Below are 15,210 nucleotides of genomic sequence, written 5' to 3' on the forward strand. Positions count from 1 at the left end.
GTCCAAGGTGTATATTGCGAATGGTTTAAGGGGTGCTATGGGTCAAAAAATCAAAATTGCAGGCTGGATCTCTGTGGGCGTGGTCGCCGGTGCGTTGACCACCGTATCCCTGCAGACGCTGGCTCGCGGGGGTGTGACGCCTCTGCCACTTGAAGAAATCCAGCAGTTGTCGGCCGTCTTCGGCCTGATCAAGACCGATTACGTGGAGCAGGTCAGCGACAAGAAGCTGATCACCGACGCCATCTCCGGCATGGTCTCCAGCCTGGACCCTCACTCCCAGTACTTCGACAAGAAAACCTACAAAGAATTCAAGGAAGGCACTTCCGGCAAGTTCGTTGGCGTCGGCATCGAGATCACCATGGAAGACGGGCTGATCAAGATCGTCTCCCCCATCGAAGGCTCGCCCGCTTTCCGTGCGGGTCTCAAGACCGGCGACCTGATCACCAAGATCGACGACACTGCCGTCAAGGGCCTGACGCTCAATGACGCTGTCAAGCGCATGCGTGGCGAACCAAATACCAAGGTGCGCCTGAACATCCTGCGAAAGGATGAAAGCCGCAGCTTCCCCGTCACCATTACCCGTGAAGAAATCAAGACTCAATCGGTCAAGGGCAAGGTGATCGAGCCTGGCTACGCCTGGATCCGCCTGAGCCAGTTCCAGGAACGCACCGTCGATGACTTTGTCCGCAAGGTCGAGGAAATCTACAAGCAGGAACCCAATCTCAAGGGACTGGTGCTGGACCTGCGCAATGATCCAGGCGGTTTGCTGGATGCTGCCGTAGCCATCTCTGCGGCCTTCCTGCCACCCGATGTGCCCGTGGTTTCGACCAACGGCCAGTTGGCCGAAAGCAAGGCCGTCTACAAGGCATCGCCCGAGTTCTACGCCCAGCGCGGTTTTGGCGACCCCTTGCAACGCCTGCCTGCAGCACTGAAAAAGCTGCCTCTGGTGGTGCTGGTCAATGAAGGCTCGGCCTCGGCCAGCGAAATCGTGGCCGGAGCCCTGCAAGATCACAAACGCGCCACCGTCATGGGCAGCCAGTCCTTTGGCAAGGGGTCGGTGCAAACCGTGCGCCCTCTGGGCCCCGATACGGCTCTCAAGCTGACGACGGCGCGCTACTACACGCCTAGCGGCAAATCCATTCAGGCCAAGGGCATCGTGCCCGATGTGATGGTGGACGAGACTGCAGACGGCGATTTGTTTGCAGCACTGAGCATGCGTGAAGCAGACCTTGAAAAGCATTTGTCCAGCGGACAGGGTGCGGAGGTCAAGAACGATTCGCTTGAAAAGGCCCGCGAGGAAGCTCGCAAACGCCTGGAAGAGGAAGCCAAGAAGCCAGCCGCCGAACGCCGCCTGCCGGAATTCGGGTCTGAAAAGGACTTTCAGCTGCAACAGGCACTGAACAAGCTCAAAGGCCAAGCTGTCAAGGTCAGCAAAACCCTGACGGAGCGCAAAATCGAAGAGAAGCCCGGAGACGCGACGGCCGCGGACAAAAAGCCCGCTGACAAGAAAGCGCCCGAAAAAGGCGAATCCGACAAGAGCAAAAAATAAGCACCGGGTTATGGAACCCGCTCAAAATCAGCCGGGCTTGCCCGGCTTTTTTCTTGGAACCATGGAAGCAAACCGATGAATGACGATCAATTGCTACGCTATTCCCGTCACATCATGCTCGACGAGATCGGCATCGAAGGCCAGGAGCGCATTCTGGCAGCGCATGCAGTGATCATTGGAGCCGGCGGCTTGGGCTCGCCTGCCGCACTCTACCTGGGCTCGGCAGGTGTGGGGCGCATCACCATCGTCGACAACGACGTCGTGGACATGACCAATCTGCAGCGCCAGATTGCCCACACGACCGAGCGCATAGGCATGGCCAAGGTGGAATCGATCCGCACTGCCGTACATGCCATCAATCCCGGGATCGAGATTCGCTGCATCCAGCAGCGTGCAACCGAGACCCTGCTCGATGAACTGCTGCCTGAGGCAAGCATCGTGCTCGACTGCACCGACAACTACAAGACCCGCCAGGCCATCAATGCGGCTTGCGTACGCCACGGCGTACCCCTGGTCGAAGGAGCTGCCATCCGTGTCGATGGCCAGCTGATGGTCATTGATCCACGCAACCCCGACAGCCCATGCTATGCATGCGTCTTTCCGCCAGAGGCTGAATTTGAAGAGGTTCAGTGTTCAACCATGGGCGTCTTTGCTCCGCTGGTTGGACTGATCGGCACCCAGCAAGCTGCGGAAGCACTGAAGCTGATTGTCGGTTTTGGCCGATCTTCTGTCGGACAACTTCAAATGCTTGATGCACGCTCCATGGAGTGGAGTAGGATGAAAATTGCTAGGGTTAAAACCTGTGATATCTGCGGAACGCCAAACACAAATTACAAAAAATGACAATACAATGATTTTTTCATGGGCCGTAATTGATTTTCCACATTGAGAATTGAAACGACTCTCGCCGCTTGATCCTTGGCGTCCACCTCATCAGCTTGCTACCGTCGTGAAACTGCGTACCTTTTTTGTTGAAGACAATCCCACGATTCGCGACAACCTGATTGCGACGATGGCGGAGCTTGCCGATGTGGAAGCTGTGGGGGTGGCAGAGACCGAAGCCGATGCCGTACGCTGGCTCAGCCACAACCCTGACGCCTGGGATCTGGTCATCGTGGACCTGTTCTTGCGCGAGGGCAGCGGTCTCGGCATCGTCACAAGCCTTCAACATCGACCACCGCAGAAAAAGCTGCTCGTGCTGAGCAATTACGCGACCGCCGATATACGACAGCGCTGCCTTGAACTCAGCGCAGATGCCGTATTTGACAAATCCAACGAAATCGATGCGCTTATCGATTTCTGTATTGATTTAAATACCAGTAAATCTTGAAAATAACGCAAAATAAAAAAGGCTTGAATATTCAAGCCTTTTTTATTTGAGTCTCCATTAATCGATCAATCGATTTTTCAACGCATAGTATGTCAGATCGCTATTTGAGGAAAGGCCCATTTTTTCCATGAGCCTTGTCCGGTAAGTACTCACTGTTTTCACGCTCAACGAGAGCGATTTGGCAATGTCTCCGGCAGTCTCGCCGCGCGCAAGCTTCAGGAATACCTGAAACTCACGCTCCGACAATTGCTCGTGTGCCGGAACATCATCCTTGCGGTTGAGTTGCTGGGCCAGGAGATCGGCCACCGCCGGCGTCAGGTAACGCCTTCCCAGAGCCACGGTGCGGATGGCCTCTGCAATATCCTGGGGATCGCACTCCTTGTTGAGATATCCGCTGGCCCCCTGACGAATCAAGTTGATTGCGTAATGCTCCTCAGGGTATCCACTAAGTATCAGGATGCCCATATCAGGTGCTTTGGCTCTGAGCATTGCCAAGGCATCTATGCCGCTTTGTCTTGGCATGGACAAGTCCATCAGCAGCACGTCAATTTCATGCTCCCGAACCAGGTCAATGGCCTCCCGCCCATTGCCCGCTTCTCCCACGACCCTCAGATCTACATGTTCCGACAGGAATTGGCGTAATCCCGAGCGAACAATCGCATGGTCATCCACTATGCCTACTTTTATCATGAACACCTCTTTTCATGAAACTGCGCTCATCTCCAGGGCGCATCACATTTTAAGACCCGCACTATGATGTCAGTCGTTGACGCTACGGTTATGCAGAATATCAGGTAATTGCCTTGTAGGTGAGAGGATGTAGATGCGTTGGACCAATATCCGCAAAATTGCAGTCAGCCTGACGATCGCAGTCATTGCGGCAGTCTTAATGGTAAGCATTAATGAAGCAGGCTATAAGCGCTCGTTGCAGGCTCTGGACACTCTCACCAAGACGCAAGCCACCAGAGCCAAGCTCAATTTGCTGATGCAGCAAATGCTGGATGCGGAAACCGGCCTGCGCGGCTACCTGCTGACAGGAGAGGAGCGCTATCTCGAGCCCTATAACTCTGCCTCCGCCGCTATCAGCAGCAGCATGGATGACCTGCGCGGCATCTTCATCATGGACCCCAAGGAGCTGGCAACCTTTACTCCGCTGGCGCGCCAGGTCGAGCGCAAGACCAGCGAAATGGAGCTGAGCCTGCGCCTTTATCGCCAGGGCAACGATGAAGCGTGGCGCTTTGTGATGTTTACCGACGTAGGCATGGAAAACATGGATGCCATACGGGGCCATATCAAGACCCTGATGGACAGCATCGATCAGCGCGTCAAGTCCAATCTCGCGGATATCGAACAAACGCTGGGTCTGTCACGCCTGGGAATTGCGACAGTGACCGCTCTGGGGATTCTGGGCTTCTTCATGTATCTGCGACAGGCCAATGCGTTGCAGCACTCACATCAGCGCGAGCAGGAGATTCAGCGCGATGAACGCAATCGTCTGGAGGAAGTCGTTCGCGACCGCACAGCGGCCCTCACCGAGCTGGCAACCCATTTGCAGCAGGTACGCGAGGATGAGCGAGCGCACTTGGCACGCGAGTTGCACGATGAACTGGGCTCGCTGCTGACCGCCGCGAAACTGGACGTTGCGCGCCTCAAGTCCAAGATCGACACCTCGACACCCGACGTCTCCGAACGCATCACCCATCTGATCGAGACGCTCAACAGCGGGATTGCACTCAAACGCCGCATCATTGAAGACCTCCGACCCTCTTCTCTCTCCAACCTGGGCCTGACCACCGCGCTGGAAATCCTGACCCGGGAATTCGGTGAACGCAGCAACATCGAGGTGGAATGCAGCCTGGAGCAAGTGGACCTGCCTGAATCCACGCAGCTGACGGTCTATCGCGTCGTACAGGAGTCGCTCACCAACATCGGGAAATACGCCAGGGCCAGCCATGTCATCGTCACGGTGCACAACTATCCCACCTATGTGGCCGTGCAGATCCAGGACGATGGCCAAGGCTTCGAGACGGCCAGCATGCGCCCCAACTCCCATGGACTGGCAGGCATGAAACACCGTGTTGAAGCTGTCGGCGGCAGGCTTACCGTGGCATCCCAGCTCGGCAAGGGAACCACGATCTCGGCAGTCATTCCTTTGACAATGGCAAGCACCTGAACTGGGCGCACATGTCAACGCAGTCCTACATGACTGTCCCTAAATACCCCGACCCTGGTGACAGAAGCTCACCGTCAAGCTTGGGCTGCTCAGTTCTCTACATTCAATACATGGCCGCACGGCAATGCCTGTCGGCCTGCATTCGATAGGAGAAAACCATGTTGCACTACGCCATTGTCTTTCTGGTGATTGCCTTGATCGCTGCAGTGTTCGGCTTCGGCGGCATCGCGGCCAGCGCCGTAGGTATCGCCAAGATTCTGTTTTTCGTGTTTCTGGTCATGGCCGTCATCACCTTCCTGATGGGCCTCGTGAAGAAATAGCACTGGCGCCAAATGTGTAGAACTTTGTTCCTGCACATTGCACAAACCACCAGTATTCGCCATGATCGCTCTCAGCTTCTGCCTCCGAGAGGCCGGGTTACGAAGACTGGCGTTACTTCACGCTGTCACGATAATTTCTAGATTTCAGGGAGTTCCAAACAATGAGCCAAGCCGTAAAAGACGCCAAGGACACGGTTGAAGATCTCAAGGACGCTGCCAAGGAGCTGGCAGCCGATGCCAAGGACTCGGCAAAGCATGCCGCCCAATCCGCCCAGAATGTGGCCCACAAGGTAGCCGATGCCGCTGAAGATGCAGTGGACTCCGGCAAGCAGGCCGCCCAGAAAATGGTGAATGAGGCTCAGGACGTGGCAGAGGACGTCGCCGACAAGGTTCATGACGCCGCACGCCGCGCACGGCGCACAGCCTCCGAGGCCATCGACTCCACGGGGCGTCATATGCGCAATATCGACGACAGCGAAAACCCGCTGATCGACAACCTTGCCAACCGCGCTCAGGATCTGGCCGAGCGCAGTATCAACTTCTGGGCCGACAGCTCGCACCGCGCACGCCGTCAGTTCAACACCGCAGCGGATGCGACCACCAAGTATGTGTCCGAACAACCTGGGCGCTCCGTGCTGATCGCCGCGGCGACCGGGGCAGCTCTGGCAACGGCCTTCTTTCTGGGCCGCTCGCGCAGGAAGTGAGCAGGAATTCACTCTGAGCCGTTTTTCGCAAGCGTTCTTTGCGCCTTTTCAAAACCAAGGGAGAACCATATGAAGAATCTGACTCGCGCTTTGGCTTTCAGTCTGGTCGCCGCAACGACCGTGCTGGCAACCACGGCCTGCTCGGTGGCTCGTGACCAGCAGACTGTGGGCTCCTATGTGGACGACGCCGGCATCACCACTGCGGTGAAGGCCAAGATGGCCGAAGACAAGAATGTCTCTGCAACCGCCATCAGCGTGGAAACCATGAACGGCACCGTGCAGCTGTCGGGCTTTGCCAAATCCGAAGCAGAAAAGGCCCGTGCCGGCGAAATTGCCCGCACGACCAAGCATGTGCGTGAAGTGCGCAACAGCATCGTGGTCAGGCCTTGACGATGCGCACCTGAAGCCAGCCACTGTCTGAGGGCTGCGCTTCCTGCCCAAAGCCAGCTTTCGAGCTGGCTTTGTTTTTTCCTACACCCTGGCAGCCGAGTTCGCCATTAAAGTGTCCGCATGCAAGTTTTCAACTGCGAGGCCTGCGGCCACCTGATCTATTTTGAAAGCCTGCAATGCGTGCATTGCGGAGCAAGCCAGGCCTTTCTGCCCGACCAGTTGCGCGTCGGCATTCTGCCCCCGGCCGGGGGCCCCGACGTACGCTACCGCGCCTGCGCCCACCGACACAACATCAGCCTGTGCAATTTTGCGATCGAGGCCTCAGACCCGCAGCCGCTGTGCGTTTCCTGCCGACAGACCGAATGGCTGCCGGACGGCAGCGATCCCGCCAATGAACTGCGCTGGGCCAAGATCGAGGTCGCCAAGCGCAGGCTGTTCTACACCCTGGCCAGGCTGGGCCTGCTGGACCCTCATGGACACCGCGTGGCCGAGCCGCGCTTTTCCCTGCTCGCAGACCTGCCCGGCCAGAATCCCGTCATGACCGGCCATGCCAGCGGCATGATCACGCTCAACGTGGTCGAGGCAGACGACGACGAACGTGCCAAACGCCGCCAGGTCTTGCACGAACCCTATCGCACGCTGATAGGACATCTGCGTCACGAATCGGGACATTTCTACTGGGATCAGCTGATAGCCAACAGCGAGCATCTGGAGCGCTTCAGGGCATTGTTTGGCTATGAGAATCAGGACTATGCCCAGGCCCTGCAGCGCCATTATGGCAAGGACCCTCTGGACAACAGCTGGCGCGGTCAGTTCATCAGCGCCTATGCCACCTCACACCCCTGGGAGGACTGGGCCGAAACCTGGGCTCACTATCTGCACATGGTGGACTTGCTGGAGACCGCTGCCAGCTACGGCACCTGCATTACCGTGCCGGACATACCCAGCACGGGCCAGCAACTCATTCAAAACCCGCTGGGGCCGGTGCCACCCGATTTTTCGGTGATGCAATCCCAGTGGGTGCCGCTGACCCTGCTGCACAACAGCCTGAATCGCAGCCTCGGCCATGGCGATGCCTATCCGTTTGCCATTTCCGGGCCGGCCTGGGACAAGCTGCGCTTTGTCCACGAAACCATCAGCAGCTATCGCAGCAGGGCGACTAGCCAGGGAGGCTGAAAGCTCAGGCCTTGCGGCCGACCTTGAGCATCAGGCGCTCATGCACGCCCTTGGAGACAAACTTGTCCACATCGCCATTGAGCGTGGCAATCTCGCGCACAAAGGTGGAGCTGATGAACTGATAGCGATCGCTGGGCGTGAGGAACACGGTTTCCACCTCGGGCATCAGCGTGCGGTTCATGCCGGCAAGCTGGAACTCATAGTCGAAGTCCGTCACCGCACGCAGGCCGCGCACCATGGCCTTGGCGCCGCGCGCGAGCACAAAATGCGCGAGCAGTCCGTCAAAGCTCTCCACCTCCACCTGAGGATAATTGGCACAGGACTCGCGCACCATGGCAATGCGCTCCTCCAGCGAAAACAGCGTCTTTTTGTGATGGCCTGCCGCCACGGCCACGATGACCTTGCCAAACAGCTGTGCAGCCCGGCGCACCACATCTTCATGCCCCAGGGTGATCGGGTCAAAGGTTCCGGGGTAAACAGCAATCAGGTCCTGGCTCATGGCTTATCTCTCTCCTGCGGGTCTTGATGAGGGTGAGGGCTGCTGCAGTGCAGCGTAAAGAGATTATGCATTCAGGCCTGCACAGCGCTGCCCCATACAAAAAAGAGCTGCTGACGCATCTGATCAAAGCGCCTGCAGCTCCCGGTTCAATAGCAAAGGTCTACTGCTTCTTCAGCAGATGCGCATGGACGGCGCCGGCCTTCAGATAGCGATGCAGCTCCAGTCCCATTTCCAGCAGGCGGTCCTCGGCCCAGGCTTCGGGAGCTTCCAGGTAAATGAAGCCGCCGTCGTTCAAGGCCGCCGTGGCGGCCTTGAGCGCGGGCTCGAACAGCTCGGTCTGACCGAATGGCGGGTCCAGCAAAATCAGATCCTGCCCCGCCACGGTCTTCAGGCAGCTCAGCGCATCGCCGCGCTGCACCTTGACCATCCTGGCATCGAGCTTTTGCTGCAGACGCTGCAGCTGCTGCACCAGGGCGGCATCCTGCTCGTTCATGATGACGCTGGTCGCGCCGCGCGATGCGGCTTCGAAACCCAGTGCCCCGGTGCCCGAGAAGGCATCGACGCATTTCCAGTTGCTCAAGTCCTGACCCAGCCAGTTGAACAGGGTCTCGCGCACGCGATCGGGCGTGGGCCGTAAGCCGGGCTTTTGCGCCACGACCAGGCGCGTGCGGCGCCATTGCCCGCCGATGATGCGGATTTCACCGGCCCCCGTGGCCGCCGGCTTGGCTGCAGCGGGCTGGGCAGCCTTGGCTCCGGGGCGGGCCGGACGGCTGGCCGCCAGCTCCTGCGCCTTGCGCTCGGACTCATGAATCATCTTGTCCAGCGCCTTGCGGCCTGCCGGGGTGTGTAGCTTGATGGCGCTGCGGCTCATGGCTTGGCTCCGAGAGTGATGGTGACCATGCGCTCGGGCTGGACCATGCGCTGCATCGCCTCCTTCACGTCCTTGGTGGTCAGAGCCTGAACGCGATCGGTCCAGTGCTCCAGATAATCGAGCGGCAGGCCATTCCAGGCAATATTTGCCACATTGCCCAGCAGCTTGCGGTTGCTGTCTATGCGCAGGGCGAAGCCGCCTATCAGATTGTCCTTGGCCGCCTTGAGTTCCTTGTCGCTAGGACCTTCGGCTATGAATTTGCGCAACACGTCCTGCGAGACCTTGAGCGCCTCGGCCGCCTGATCGGGCCGGGTCTGCAGGCCTATGATGAAGGCGCCACGATCCAGGCCCGGCGAGAAGTCGCTGGAGACGCCATAGGTCAGGCCCCGCTTTTCACGCACCTCTTCCATCAGCCGCGAGGTGAAGCCGCCGCCGCCCAGAATATGGTTGCCCACCATCACGGCGAGAAAATCGGGGTTGTTGCGCGCAATGCCGGGCTGGCCGATCAGCACCTGGGCTTGTGCCGACTCGAACGGAATGTTCTCGACCTTGGCTTGCTGCAGGTCCTGCACCTTGGCCACGGCAGGCAGCGGCGGGCAGTCGTTGCCATTGGTAGCCTGCAGCGGCCCCAGCAACTGCTTGACCATGGCATCGGCCTGCTGGCGATTGACCGCGCCCACCACGCTGACCTTGGCGCGGCAGGCGGCAATCAGCTTGCGGTGAAAGTCCTGCATGGCCGAAACATCGATCCGGCCCAGGCTGTCGACCGTGGTCTGATAGCCATAGGGCGAGTTGCCGAACACGGCCTTGCGGAAGGCCTTGGAGGCCACGGTGCCGGGACGCGTATCGGCTTCCTTGATGGACGCGCTCCAGCGCTCGCGGTCACGCTGCCACACGGCTTCCGGCCAGCTTGGCGAGGCAATCTGGCGTGCCGCCAGGGCCACGGCCTTTTGCTGCAGATTGGGCTCGGTCAGAGTGCGCAGGCCGTAGCTGAAGCTGTCACGCCCCGCACTGGCGCCAAAACTGGCGCCCAGGTCGGCCCAGGCCTGACCCAGGCCATTTTCATCCAGCGCAGGCGCATCGCCTGCCGCCTTGATGCCCTTGGAGGACATCATGGCCACGGCTGTCGCCAGGCCTACCTTGTCCTCGGGATCACGGCGGCTGCCGGCGTCGAAGTCCACCTGCACATCCACCATGGGAATTCCGGGACTTTGCACCAGCCAGACCTGGGCGCCACTGGGTTGGGTCCAATGCTCTATCGGCAGCAAGGCCCAGGCAGATTGGGATAAAAAACCCATTCCAGCGCTTACCACGAAAGCGCTAGCAGCTATCTTTTTCATAGTTTTCATAGGTTTCTCCGCTGCGCTCAGTGCATGGATTTATCTGCATCCGCCTTGCCCGACATGGGACGCTGGGGCTTGCTACCCGCCGGCAGAGGCTGAGGCACCAGGGTGCCGACAGTGAGCTGGTCGTCGCCAAAATATTTGGCGGCCACGGCCTTCACATCGTCAGAGGTGACTTTGCGCAGTTCGGCCAGCAGCTTGTCCTCGGCATCCAGCGGCATGTTCTGAATCCAGTAATTGCCCAGGTTCTGGGCCTGGCCCATGACGGAATCACGCTCATAGACGTTGGAGGCCATCCACTGCGTCTTGACGCGCTCCAGTTCATCGGCCTGCACGCCCTCATCAGCCACCTTCTTGATCTGCGCACGCAGCGCAGCCTCCACATCGGCCACGGTCTTGCCCTGGGCCGGAACGCCGGTCAGCATGAACAGGCTGGGCCCGCGCCCCATGATGTTGGCCGAGCTGCCGGCGCTATCGGCCACACGGCCGTTGGCCTGGCCTTCGCCCTGCACCAGGGCGCGCTCCAGGCGAGCACCGTCATAACCGTCCAGCACGGCGGACAGCACCAGCAGCGCCAGCGCGTCCTTATCCTCGGCCTGCAGCTTGTCCACGCTCTTCAGGGTGGGGGTGCGATAGGCCATGGCGATAAAGGCCTGCTCGGCAGGCTGCTTGACCTCGATGCGACGCACGCCGATCTGCCTGGGTTCGGTCTGCGGCTTGCGCTGCGGCAGGGCTCGCGCGGGAATGCTGCCGTAATACTTCTCGGCCCAGGCACGCACCTGGTTGACGTTCACGTCCCCCACCACGACCACGGCGGCGTTGGCAGGCACATACCAGCGCTTGTGGAAATCGCGCACATCGCCGGGCGTCATGGAGTTCAGGTCGCTCATCCAGCCCACCACGGGGCGACGATAGGGCGAGGCCATGAAGGTAGCCGCCATCAGCTGCTCCATCAGCATGGCGCGCGGCTGGTCGTCGGTGCGCATGCGGCGCTCTTCCTTGATGACCTCGATTTCCTTCTTGAATTCGGAGTCCGGCCACTGGTTGTTGGCAAAACGGTCGGATTCCAGCTTCATCACGTCTTCCAGACGGCTGGACGGAATCTGCTGGTAGTACCCCGTGTAGTCACGCCAGGTGAATGCGTTTTCCTGGCCGCCCAGCGCCGCCACGCGACGCGAGAAGTCTCCGGGCTTGACGCTTTTGGAGCCCTTGAACATCATGTGCTCCAGCGCATGGGCCACGCCCGTGGTGCCGTCGACCTCGTCCATGGAGCCTACGCGTACCCAGACCATGTGCACGGCCGTGGGCGCGCGCCGGTCGGGCTGCACGATCAGCTGCATGCCGTTCTTCAGTGTGAACTGCTGCACTTGCGGCGCGGCCGCCGTGGCGGCAGCAGGCACAGGTTGCGACGATGCGCCCGGCGCAGCCAAGGCTGCCCCAGCGCTCAAACAGGCCATTAAGCCCAGTACAGGGAGTGCGCGTACATGTTTCATAGAATGATGCGATTCTAAAAACCCGCCAATGTTCAGTTTTTTCAAGAAAAAGCCCAGTTCACCCGATGCAGTGAACACCACGCCCGCTGCCGAGGCAGCCGCGGCGCCCGCTCCTGCCCCGCAAACCGGGCCAGCTCCACAGGATACGCCTGCCGAAAACGGCAACAGCTCCTGGTGGCGCAAGCCCTTTGGTGGCGGCGCGACGGCCAAGGCCGGCGAAGATCAGCCTGCCACTCAGGATTTTGTAGCAGCCCCCGAGCCTACCGCAAAGCCGCAAGCCCCAAATTCCCGTCAAAACTGGATGGAACGGCTGAAAGCCGGTCTGCGCAAGACCGGCTCCAGCATCGCCACCGTCTTTACCGGCACGCAGATCGACGACCGGCTCTATGAAGAGCTGGAGGACGCGCTGCTGATGGCCGACACCGGCGTCAAGGCCACCCAGCATCTGCTCGAAGACCTGAAGCGCCGCGTCAAGGAAACCAAGACCACCGAGCCCGCCGCCGTCAAGGCGCTGCTGGCCGATGCACTGACCGATTTGCTGAGGCCCCTGGAAAAGCCGCTGACCATCGGCGAGCACACACCGACCGTCATCATGGTTGCCGGCGTCAACGGTGCGGGCAAGACCACCTCCATCGGCAAGCTGACCAAGCATCTGGCCGACGGCGAGCAGTCCGTGCTGCTGGCCGCCGCCGACACCTTCCGCGCCGCCGCGCGCGAGCAGCTGGGCGTCTGGGCCAATCGCAACACCGTGGAGATCATCAGCCAGGACGGTGGCGACCCCGCCGCCGTGAGCTTCGATGCTGTTTCAGCCGGCAAGGCACGCAAAAAGGATGTGGTGCTGGTCGATACGGCCGGACGCCTGCCCACGCAGCTGCATCTGATGGAAGAGCTCAAGAAGATCAAGCGCGTGGTGAGCAAGGCCGACGGCACGGCGCCGCACGAGGTGCTGCTGGTGATTGACGGCAACACCGGCCAGAACGCGCTGACCCAGGTGCGCGCCTTCGATGACGCGCTGCAACTCACGGGCCTGATCGTCACCAAGCTCGACGGTACGGCCAAGGGCGGCGTGCTGGCCGCGATTGCGCAGGAGCGTCCCGTGCCCGTCTACTTCATCGGCGTGGGCGAGAAGATCGAGGATCTGGAAACCTTCAGCGCACGCGAGTTCGCCCAGGCCCTGCTGTCCTGAATCACAAAAACCATAGCAACCAGCGCTTTATCTATCAAATTTTCAGATAGATTAAGTACTGAAACCTAATGAAGGAGCGCGCAAGGCGCTCCTTTTTTATTCAGGCTTCAGAGCTGCACCTGCTGCTTGAGCCATTTGGCATAGTCGTTGAGGCAGCGCTCGGTGCGCATGGTGATCTGGGGCACTTCATAGCTGTGATGGCTGCGCAGCAGCTGCGTCAGCCGCGGCAGGGCCTCGGGCAGGGTCTTGCAGATCAGCCGCCATTCGGGAGCGGTCTGCAGCACTCCGTCCCACTCGTAATACGAGGTGATGCGCTCGGTCTGCACGCAGGCCGCAGCCTTGGCCGAGACCAGCGCCCGCGCCATGTCCTCGGCCTCGGCCGAATGCCCAACGGTCGTCGTCACCACGCACAGCGTGGCCCAATGGCTGTCCTGCGCAGGAGCGGACTTGAGAGTGGCGGTCTGGGTAGATGTGGTGCTCATGCCATCTAGTCTAGGCCCAAGAGCGCCCTGCCCGCCACCGCCTTACACCGGATACAGACCCAGCTGCTGCGCGCGCAGCCGCGCCAGTCCCAGCAGCGCATCGGTGAACGGCGTGCTCATGCCACACATGGCGCCCATCTCGCGCACAGCGCCCACCAGGGCATCCAGCTCCACCGGCTTGCCGGCTTCCACATCCTGGAGCATGGAGGTCTTGAAGCCGCCCAGCTTGAGCGTGACCTGATGGCGGTCCTGCGGACTGTCGGCAATCGGCAGGCCGATGCGCGCGCCGATTTCGCGGGCTTCCAGCATCACGGCCGTGATGAAGTTGCGCACCAGCTCATCGCCCAGAATCCTGTCCGTGGCCGCGCCCGTGATCGCACTGACGGGGTTCATGGTCATATTGCCCCAGAGCTTGTACCAGGCGTCGCGCTGGATGTTGTCGCTGAGCCTGACCTCGAGACCACCCGCACGCAGCAGCTCGGCCAGCGCCAGCAGGCGCGGCGTGGGCGCATCGCCGGACTGGGCCGTGGGCTCGCCGACGATGAGGCTGTTGCCGAAATGCCGGCGCACCACGCCGGGAGCGTCAAGGGAGCAGCTGGCATGCACCACCGACCCGAGCACCTGCTCGGTGGGAATGGCGCGCGCAATCTCGCCCTGCGGATCCACTGTCCTGAGCTGCAGGCCGCGCAGGCTGGCATCCACGCCACCGGCCAGAAACCACCAGGGCACACCGTTCATGGCGGTCAGCACCAGGGTCTGCGGGCCGATCAGCGGTGCGACGGCACGCGCCACATCGGGCATGGACGGCGCCTTGACGGCAATCACCACCACATCCTGCACGCCCAGAGCGGCCGGGTCCTGCTGCGCATTGACGGCCACGGTCTCACGCTCCTCGCCATGCACCAGCGTCAGGCCGTTGTGCTGCAGCGCAGCCAGCGTCTGGCCCCGCGCCACGGCGCTCAGCTCGCAGCCGGCCTTGGCCAGCGCCACACCCAGCCAGCCGCCAATGGCTCCGGCACCATAGATACAGACTCTCTTCAGACTCATGCTCTTGTCTCTCCTGTCTTATAGAACTCTCAAAAACAGTAGCTGCCGGTGCTTTACCGTAAAGCATCTGAAGACTATCCACCCTTGAAACCAGGCGAGATCTTCGCGGCCGCTGCTCATTGTTGATACGTTAACAGCAGTATCGACCCGCGCGACACTGAAGGCCGTTGACAGCTGGACACCCCGCACTGCGCGCCATGCCAGCTGCCCTGTTCATCGCATTTTCAAGGACCGACTCATGAGCTCCAACACCACCGTCGTCAATCTCACAGCCCAGATCACGGCACTGGCCACTGCCTTGCGCATCGTGCTGGACGCCAGCCCCCAGGCTGCCCAGACACGCGAGCAGCTGGCTGCCGCGCTGGACAAGACCATTCACGACGCGCTGGAAGAAGGGGTCTGGGACAACGCCGACGGTGTCAAGACCATCAGGGCAGCGCTGCTGGGCTGATCGCCACCGCGCCATGAAAAAGCCGGGCCCAAGGCCCGGCAAAAGAGAAGCAACAATCAACGATCTCGCTCACGCCAGCGTATAGGCCGTCTTCACCGTGGTGTAGAACTCCTGGGCATAGCGGCCCTGCTCGCGCGGGCCGTAGCTTGAGCCCTTGCGACCGCCAAACGGCACGTGGTAGTCCACGCCCGCCGTG

At 60.5% G+C, this 15,210-nt stretch carries 18 protein-coding genes; 10 read left to right on the forward strand and 8 right to left on the reverse strand.

Going from position 1 to position 15,210, the window contains the following annotated elements; translation table 11 throughout:
• Positions 1 to 37: 37 nt before the first annotated feature.
• The 3 genes from FSY45_RS18800 to FSY45_RS18810 all read left to right on the forward strand — a co-directional run bounded on the left by FSY45_RS18800 (position 38) and on the right by FSY45_RS18810 (position 2,879).
• On the forward strand, positions 38 to 1,549 hold the full coding sequence (locus FSY45_RS18800) for a S41 family peptidase (protein ID WP_003066730.1): 1,512 nt from the start codon (positions 38 to 40) through the stop codon (positions 1,547 to 1,549).
• 75 nt (positions 1,550 to 1,624) lie between these two features.
• Entirely contained in the window at positions 1,625 to 2,392 is a 768-nt protein-coding gene (locus FSY45_RS18805; RefSeq protein WP_003066727.1) for a HesA/MoeB/ThiF family protein, read from the forward strand.
• A 106-nt stretch (positions 2,393 to 2,498) separates the two neighbouring features.
• Entirely contained in the window at positions 2,499 to 2,879 is a 381-nt protein-coding gene (locus tag FSY45_RS18810; protein WP_003066723.1) for a response regulator, read from the forward strand.
• Between the two features lie 57 nt (positions 2,880 to 2,936).
• On the opposite strand, the gene FSY45_RS18815 is transcribed toward FSY45_RS18810, so the two are convergent.
• Complete coding sequence (locus FSY45_RS18815; protein WP_148748164.1) at positions 2,937 to 3,569, reverse strand: response regulator transcription factor; 633 nt, start codon at positions 3,567 to 3,569, stop codon at positions 2,937 to 2,939.
• 133 nt (positions 3,570 to 3,702) lie between these two features.
• On the opposite strand from FSY45_RS18815, the gene FSY45_RS18820 reads away from it, so the two are divergent.
• The 5 genes from FSY45_RS18820 to FSY45_RS18840 all read left to right on the forward strand — a co-directional run bounded on the left by FSY45_RS18820 (position 3,703) and on the right by FSY45_RS18840 (position 7,642).
• Positions 3,703 to 5,052 (forward strand): CHASE3 domain-containing protein, encoded by a 1,350-nt coding sequence (locus FSY45_RS18820; protein WP_003066721.1) that lies wholly within the window; start codon positions 3,703 to 3,705, stop codon positions 5,050 to 5,052.
• 158 nt (positions 5,053 to 5,210) lie between these two features.
• Positions 5,211 to 5,372, forward strand: coding sequence for a DUF1328 domain-containing protein (locus tag FSY45_RS18825; protein ID WP_003051882.1), 162 nt, complete (start codon positions 5,211 to 5,213; stop codon positions 5,370 to 5,372).
• A 161-nt stretch (positions 5,373 to 5,533) separates the two neighbouring features.
• Positions 5,534 to 6,076: a YtxH domain-containing protein gene (locus tag FSY45_RS18830; protein WP_003066718.1), complete on the forward strand. Its 543-nt coding sequence runs from the start codon at positions 5,534 to 5,536 to the stop codon at positions 6,074 to 6,076.
• A gap of 69 nt (positions 6,077 to 6,145) precedes the next feature.
• Positions 6,146 to 6,466: a BON domain-containing protein gene (locus FSY45_RS18835; RefSeq protein WP_003066716.1), complete on the forward strand. Its 321-nt coding sequence runs from the start codon at positions 6,146 to 6,148 to the stop codon at positions 6,464 to 6,466.
• A gap of 120 nt (positions 6,467 to 6,586) precedes the next feature.
• Positions 6,587 to 7,642 (forward strand): putative zinc-binding metallopeptidase, encoded by a 1,056-nt coding sequence (locus tag FSY45_RS18840; protein ID WP_003066714.1) that lies wholly within the window; start codon positions 6,587 to 6,589, stop codon positions 7,640 to 7,642.
• A 4-nt stretch (positions 7,643 to 7,646) separates the two neighbouring features.
• Here the strand turns inward: FSY45_RS18840 and coaD are convergent, their stop codons facing one another.
• The 4 genes from coaD to FSY45_RS18860 form a co-directional block, all read right to left on the reverse strand.
• Complete coding sequence (coaD, locus tag FSY45_RS18845) at positions 7,647 to 8,141, reverse strand: pantetheine-phosphate adenylyltransferase (protein WP_003066712.1); 495 nt, start codon at positions 8,139 to 8,141, stop codon at positions 7,647 to 7,649.
• A gap of 160 nt (positions 8,142 to 8,301) precedes the next feature.
• Positions 8,302 to 9,012 carry a 16S rRNA (guanine(966)-N(2))-methyltransferase RsmD gene (gene rsmD, locus FSY45_RS18850; protein WP_046462220.1) on the reverse strand — a complete coding sequence of 237 codons (711 nt, stop codon included), beginning with the start codon at positions 9,010 to 9,012 and terminating at the stop codon, positions 8,302 to 8,304.
• Positions 9,009 to 10,361, reverse strand: coding sequence for a pitrilysin family protein (locus tag FSY45_RS18855; protein ID WP_046462219.1), 1,353 nt, complete (start codon positions 10,359 to 10,361; stop codon positions 9,009 to 9,011). The genes rsmD and FSY45_RS18855 overlap by 4 nt, the downstream gene beginning before the upstream one ends.
• A gap of 17 nt (positions 10,362 to 10,378) precedes the next feature.
• Positions 10,379 to 11,812 (reverse strand): pitrilysin family protein, encoded by a 1,434-nt coding sequence (locus FSY45_RS18860; protein ID WP_034362354.1) that lies wholly within the window; start codon positions 11,810 to 11,812, stop codon positions 10,379 to 10,381.
• Positions 11,813 to 11,876: 64 nt separating this feature from the next.
• On the opposite strand from FSY45_RS18860, the gene ftsY reads away from it, so the two are divergent.
• The gene (gene ftsY, locus FSY45_RS18865) at positions 11,877 to 13,034 is read left to right on the forward strand and encodes a signal recognition particle-docking protein FtsY (protein WP_046462218.1); all 1,158 of its coding nucleotides are present in this window, start codon (positions 11,877 to 11,879) and stop codon (positions 13,032 to 13,034) included.
• A 107-nt stretch (positions 13,035 to 13,141) separates the two neighbouring features.
• Here the strand turns inward: ftsY and cutA are convergent, their stop codons facing one another.
• Together cutA and FSY45_RS18875 are read right to left on the reverse strand one after the other, a co-directional pair.
• Positions 13,142 to 13,516, reverse strand: a complete 375-nt coding sequence (gene cutA, locus FSY45_RS18870) for a divalent-cation tolerance protein CutA (protein WP_003066702.1) — start codon at positions 13,514 to 13,516, stop codon at positions 13,142 to 13,144.
• A gap of 42 nt (positions 13,517 to 13,558) precedes the next feature.
• On the reverse strand, positions 13,559 to 14,563 hold the full coding sequence (locus FSY45_RS18875) for a 2-dehydropantoate 2-reductase (protein WP_046462217.1): 1,005 nt from the start codon (positions 14,561 to 14,563) through the stop codon (positions 13,559 to 13,561).
• Positions 14,564 to 14,801: 238 nt separating this feature from the next.
• On the opposite strand from FSY45_RS18875, the gene FSY45_RS18880 reads away from it, so the two are divergent.
• On the forward strand, positions 14,802 to 15,014 hold the full coding sequence (locus FSY45_RS18880; RefSeq protein WP_003066698.1) for a hypothetical protein: 213 nt from the start codon (positions 14,802 to 14,804) through the stop codon (positions 15,012 to 15,014).
• Between the two features lie 69 nt (positions 15,015 to 15,083).
• Here the strand turns inward: FSY45_RS18880 and FSY45_RS18885 are convergent.
• Positions 15,084 to 15,210, reverse strand: a 127-nt coding sequence (locus tag FSY45_RS18885) for an aldehyde dehydrogenase family protein (protein ID WP_134737337.1), incomplete at its 5' end; no start/stop codon positions are given.

The sequence above is a fragment of the Comamonas sp. Z1 genome (assembly GCF_008121555.1).
Classification (GTDB): domain Bacteria; phylum Pseudomonadota; class Gammaproteobacteria; order Burkholderiales; family Burkholderiaceae_C; genus Comamonas; species Comamonas thiooxydans.

Excerpts from the sequence above, each read along its gene's own strand:
- ftsY (WP_046462218.1), top strand. The coding sequence starts at position 11,877 with ATGTTCAGTTTTTTCAAGAAAAAGCCCAGTTCACCCGATGCAGTGAAC.
- FSY45_RS18855 (WP_046462219.1), bottom strand. The coding sequence starts at position 10,361 with ATGAAAACTATGAAAAAGATAGCTGCTAGCGCTTTCGTGGTAAGCGCT.
- FSY45_RS18860 (WP_034362354.1), bottom strand. The coding sequence starts at position 11,812 with ATGGCCTGTTTGAGCGCTGGGGCAGCCTTGGCTGCGCCGGGCGCATCG.
- cutA (WP_003066702.1), bottom strand. The coding sequence starts at position 13,516 with ATGAGCACCACATCTACCCAGACCGCCACTCTCAAGTCCGCTCCTGCG.
- FSY45_RS18880 (WP_003066698.1), top strand. The coding sequence starts at position 14,802 with ATGAGCTCCAACACCACCGTCGTCAATCTCACAGCCCAGATCACGGCA.
- FSY45_RS18875 (WP_046462217.1), bottom strand. The coding sequence starts at position 14,563 with ATGAGTCTGAAGAGAGTCTGTATCTATGGTGCCGGAGCCATTGGCGGC.
- coaD (WP_003066712.1), bottom strand. The coding sequence starts at position 8,141 with ATGAGCCAGGACCTGATTGCTGTTTACCCCGGAACCTTTGACCCGATC.
- FSY45_RS18820 (WP_003066721.1), top strand. The coding sequence starts at position 3,703 with ATGCGTTGGACCAATATCCGCAAAATTGCAGTCAGCCTGACGATCGCA.
- FSY45_RS18825 (WP_003051882.1), top strand. The coding sequence starts at position 5,211 with ATGTTGCACTACGCCATTGTCTTTCTGGTGATTGCCTTGATCGCTGCA.
- FSY45_RS18815 (WP_148748164.1), bottom strand. The coding sequence starts at position 3,569 with ATGATAAAAGTAGGCATAGTGGATGACCATGCGATTGTTCGCTCGGGA.
- FSY45_RS18800 (WP_003066730.1), top strand. The coding sequence starts at position 38 with ATGGGTCAAAAAATCAAAATTGCAGGCTGGATCTCTGTGGGCGTGGTC.
- FSY45_RS18805 (WP_003066727.1), top strand. The coding sequence starts at position 1,625 with ATGAATGACGATCAATTGCTACGCTATTCCCGTCACATCATGCTCGAC.
- FSY45_RS18835 (WP_003066716.1), top strand. The coding sequence starts at position 6,146 with ATGAAGAATCTGACTCGCGCTTTGGCTTTCAGTCTGGTCGCCGCAACG.
- rsmD (WP_046462220.1), bottom strand. The coding sequence starts at position 9,012 with ATGAGCCGCAGCGCCATCAAGCTACACACCCCGGCAGGCCGCAAGGCG.
- FSY45_RS18840 (WP_003066714.1), top strand. The coding sequence starts at position 6,587 with ATGCAAGTTTTCAACTGCGAGGCCTGCGGCCACCTGATCTATTTTGAA.
- FSY45_RS18830 (WP_003066718.1), top strand. The coding sequence starts at position 5,534 with ATGAGCCAAGCCGTAAAAGACGCCAAGGACACGGTTGAAGATCTCAAG.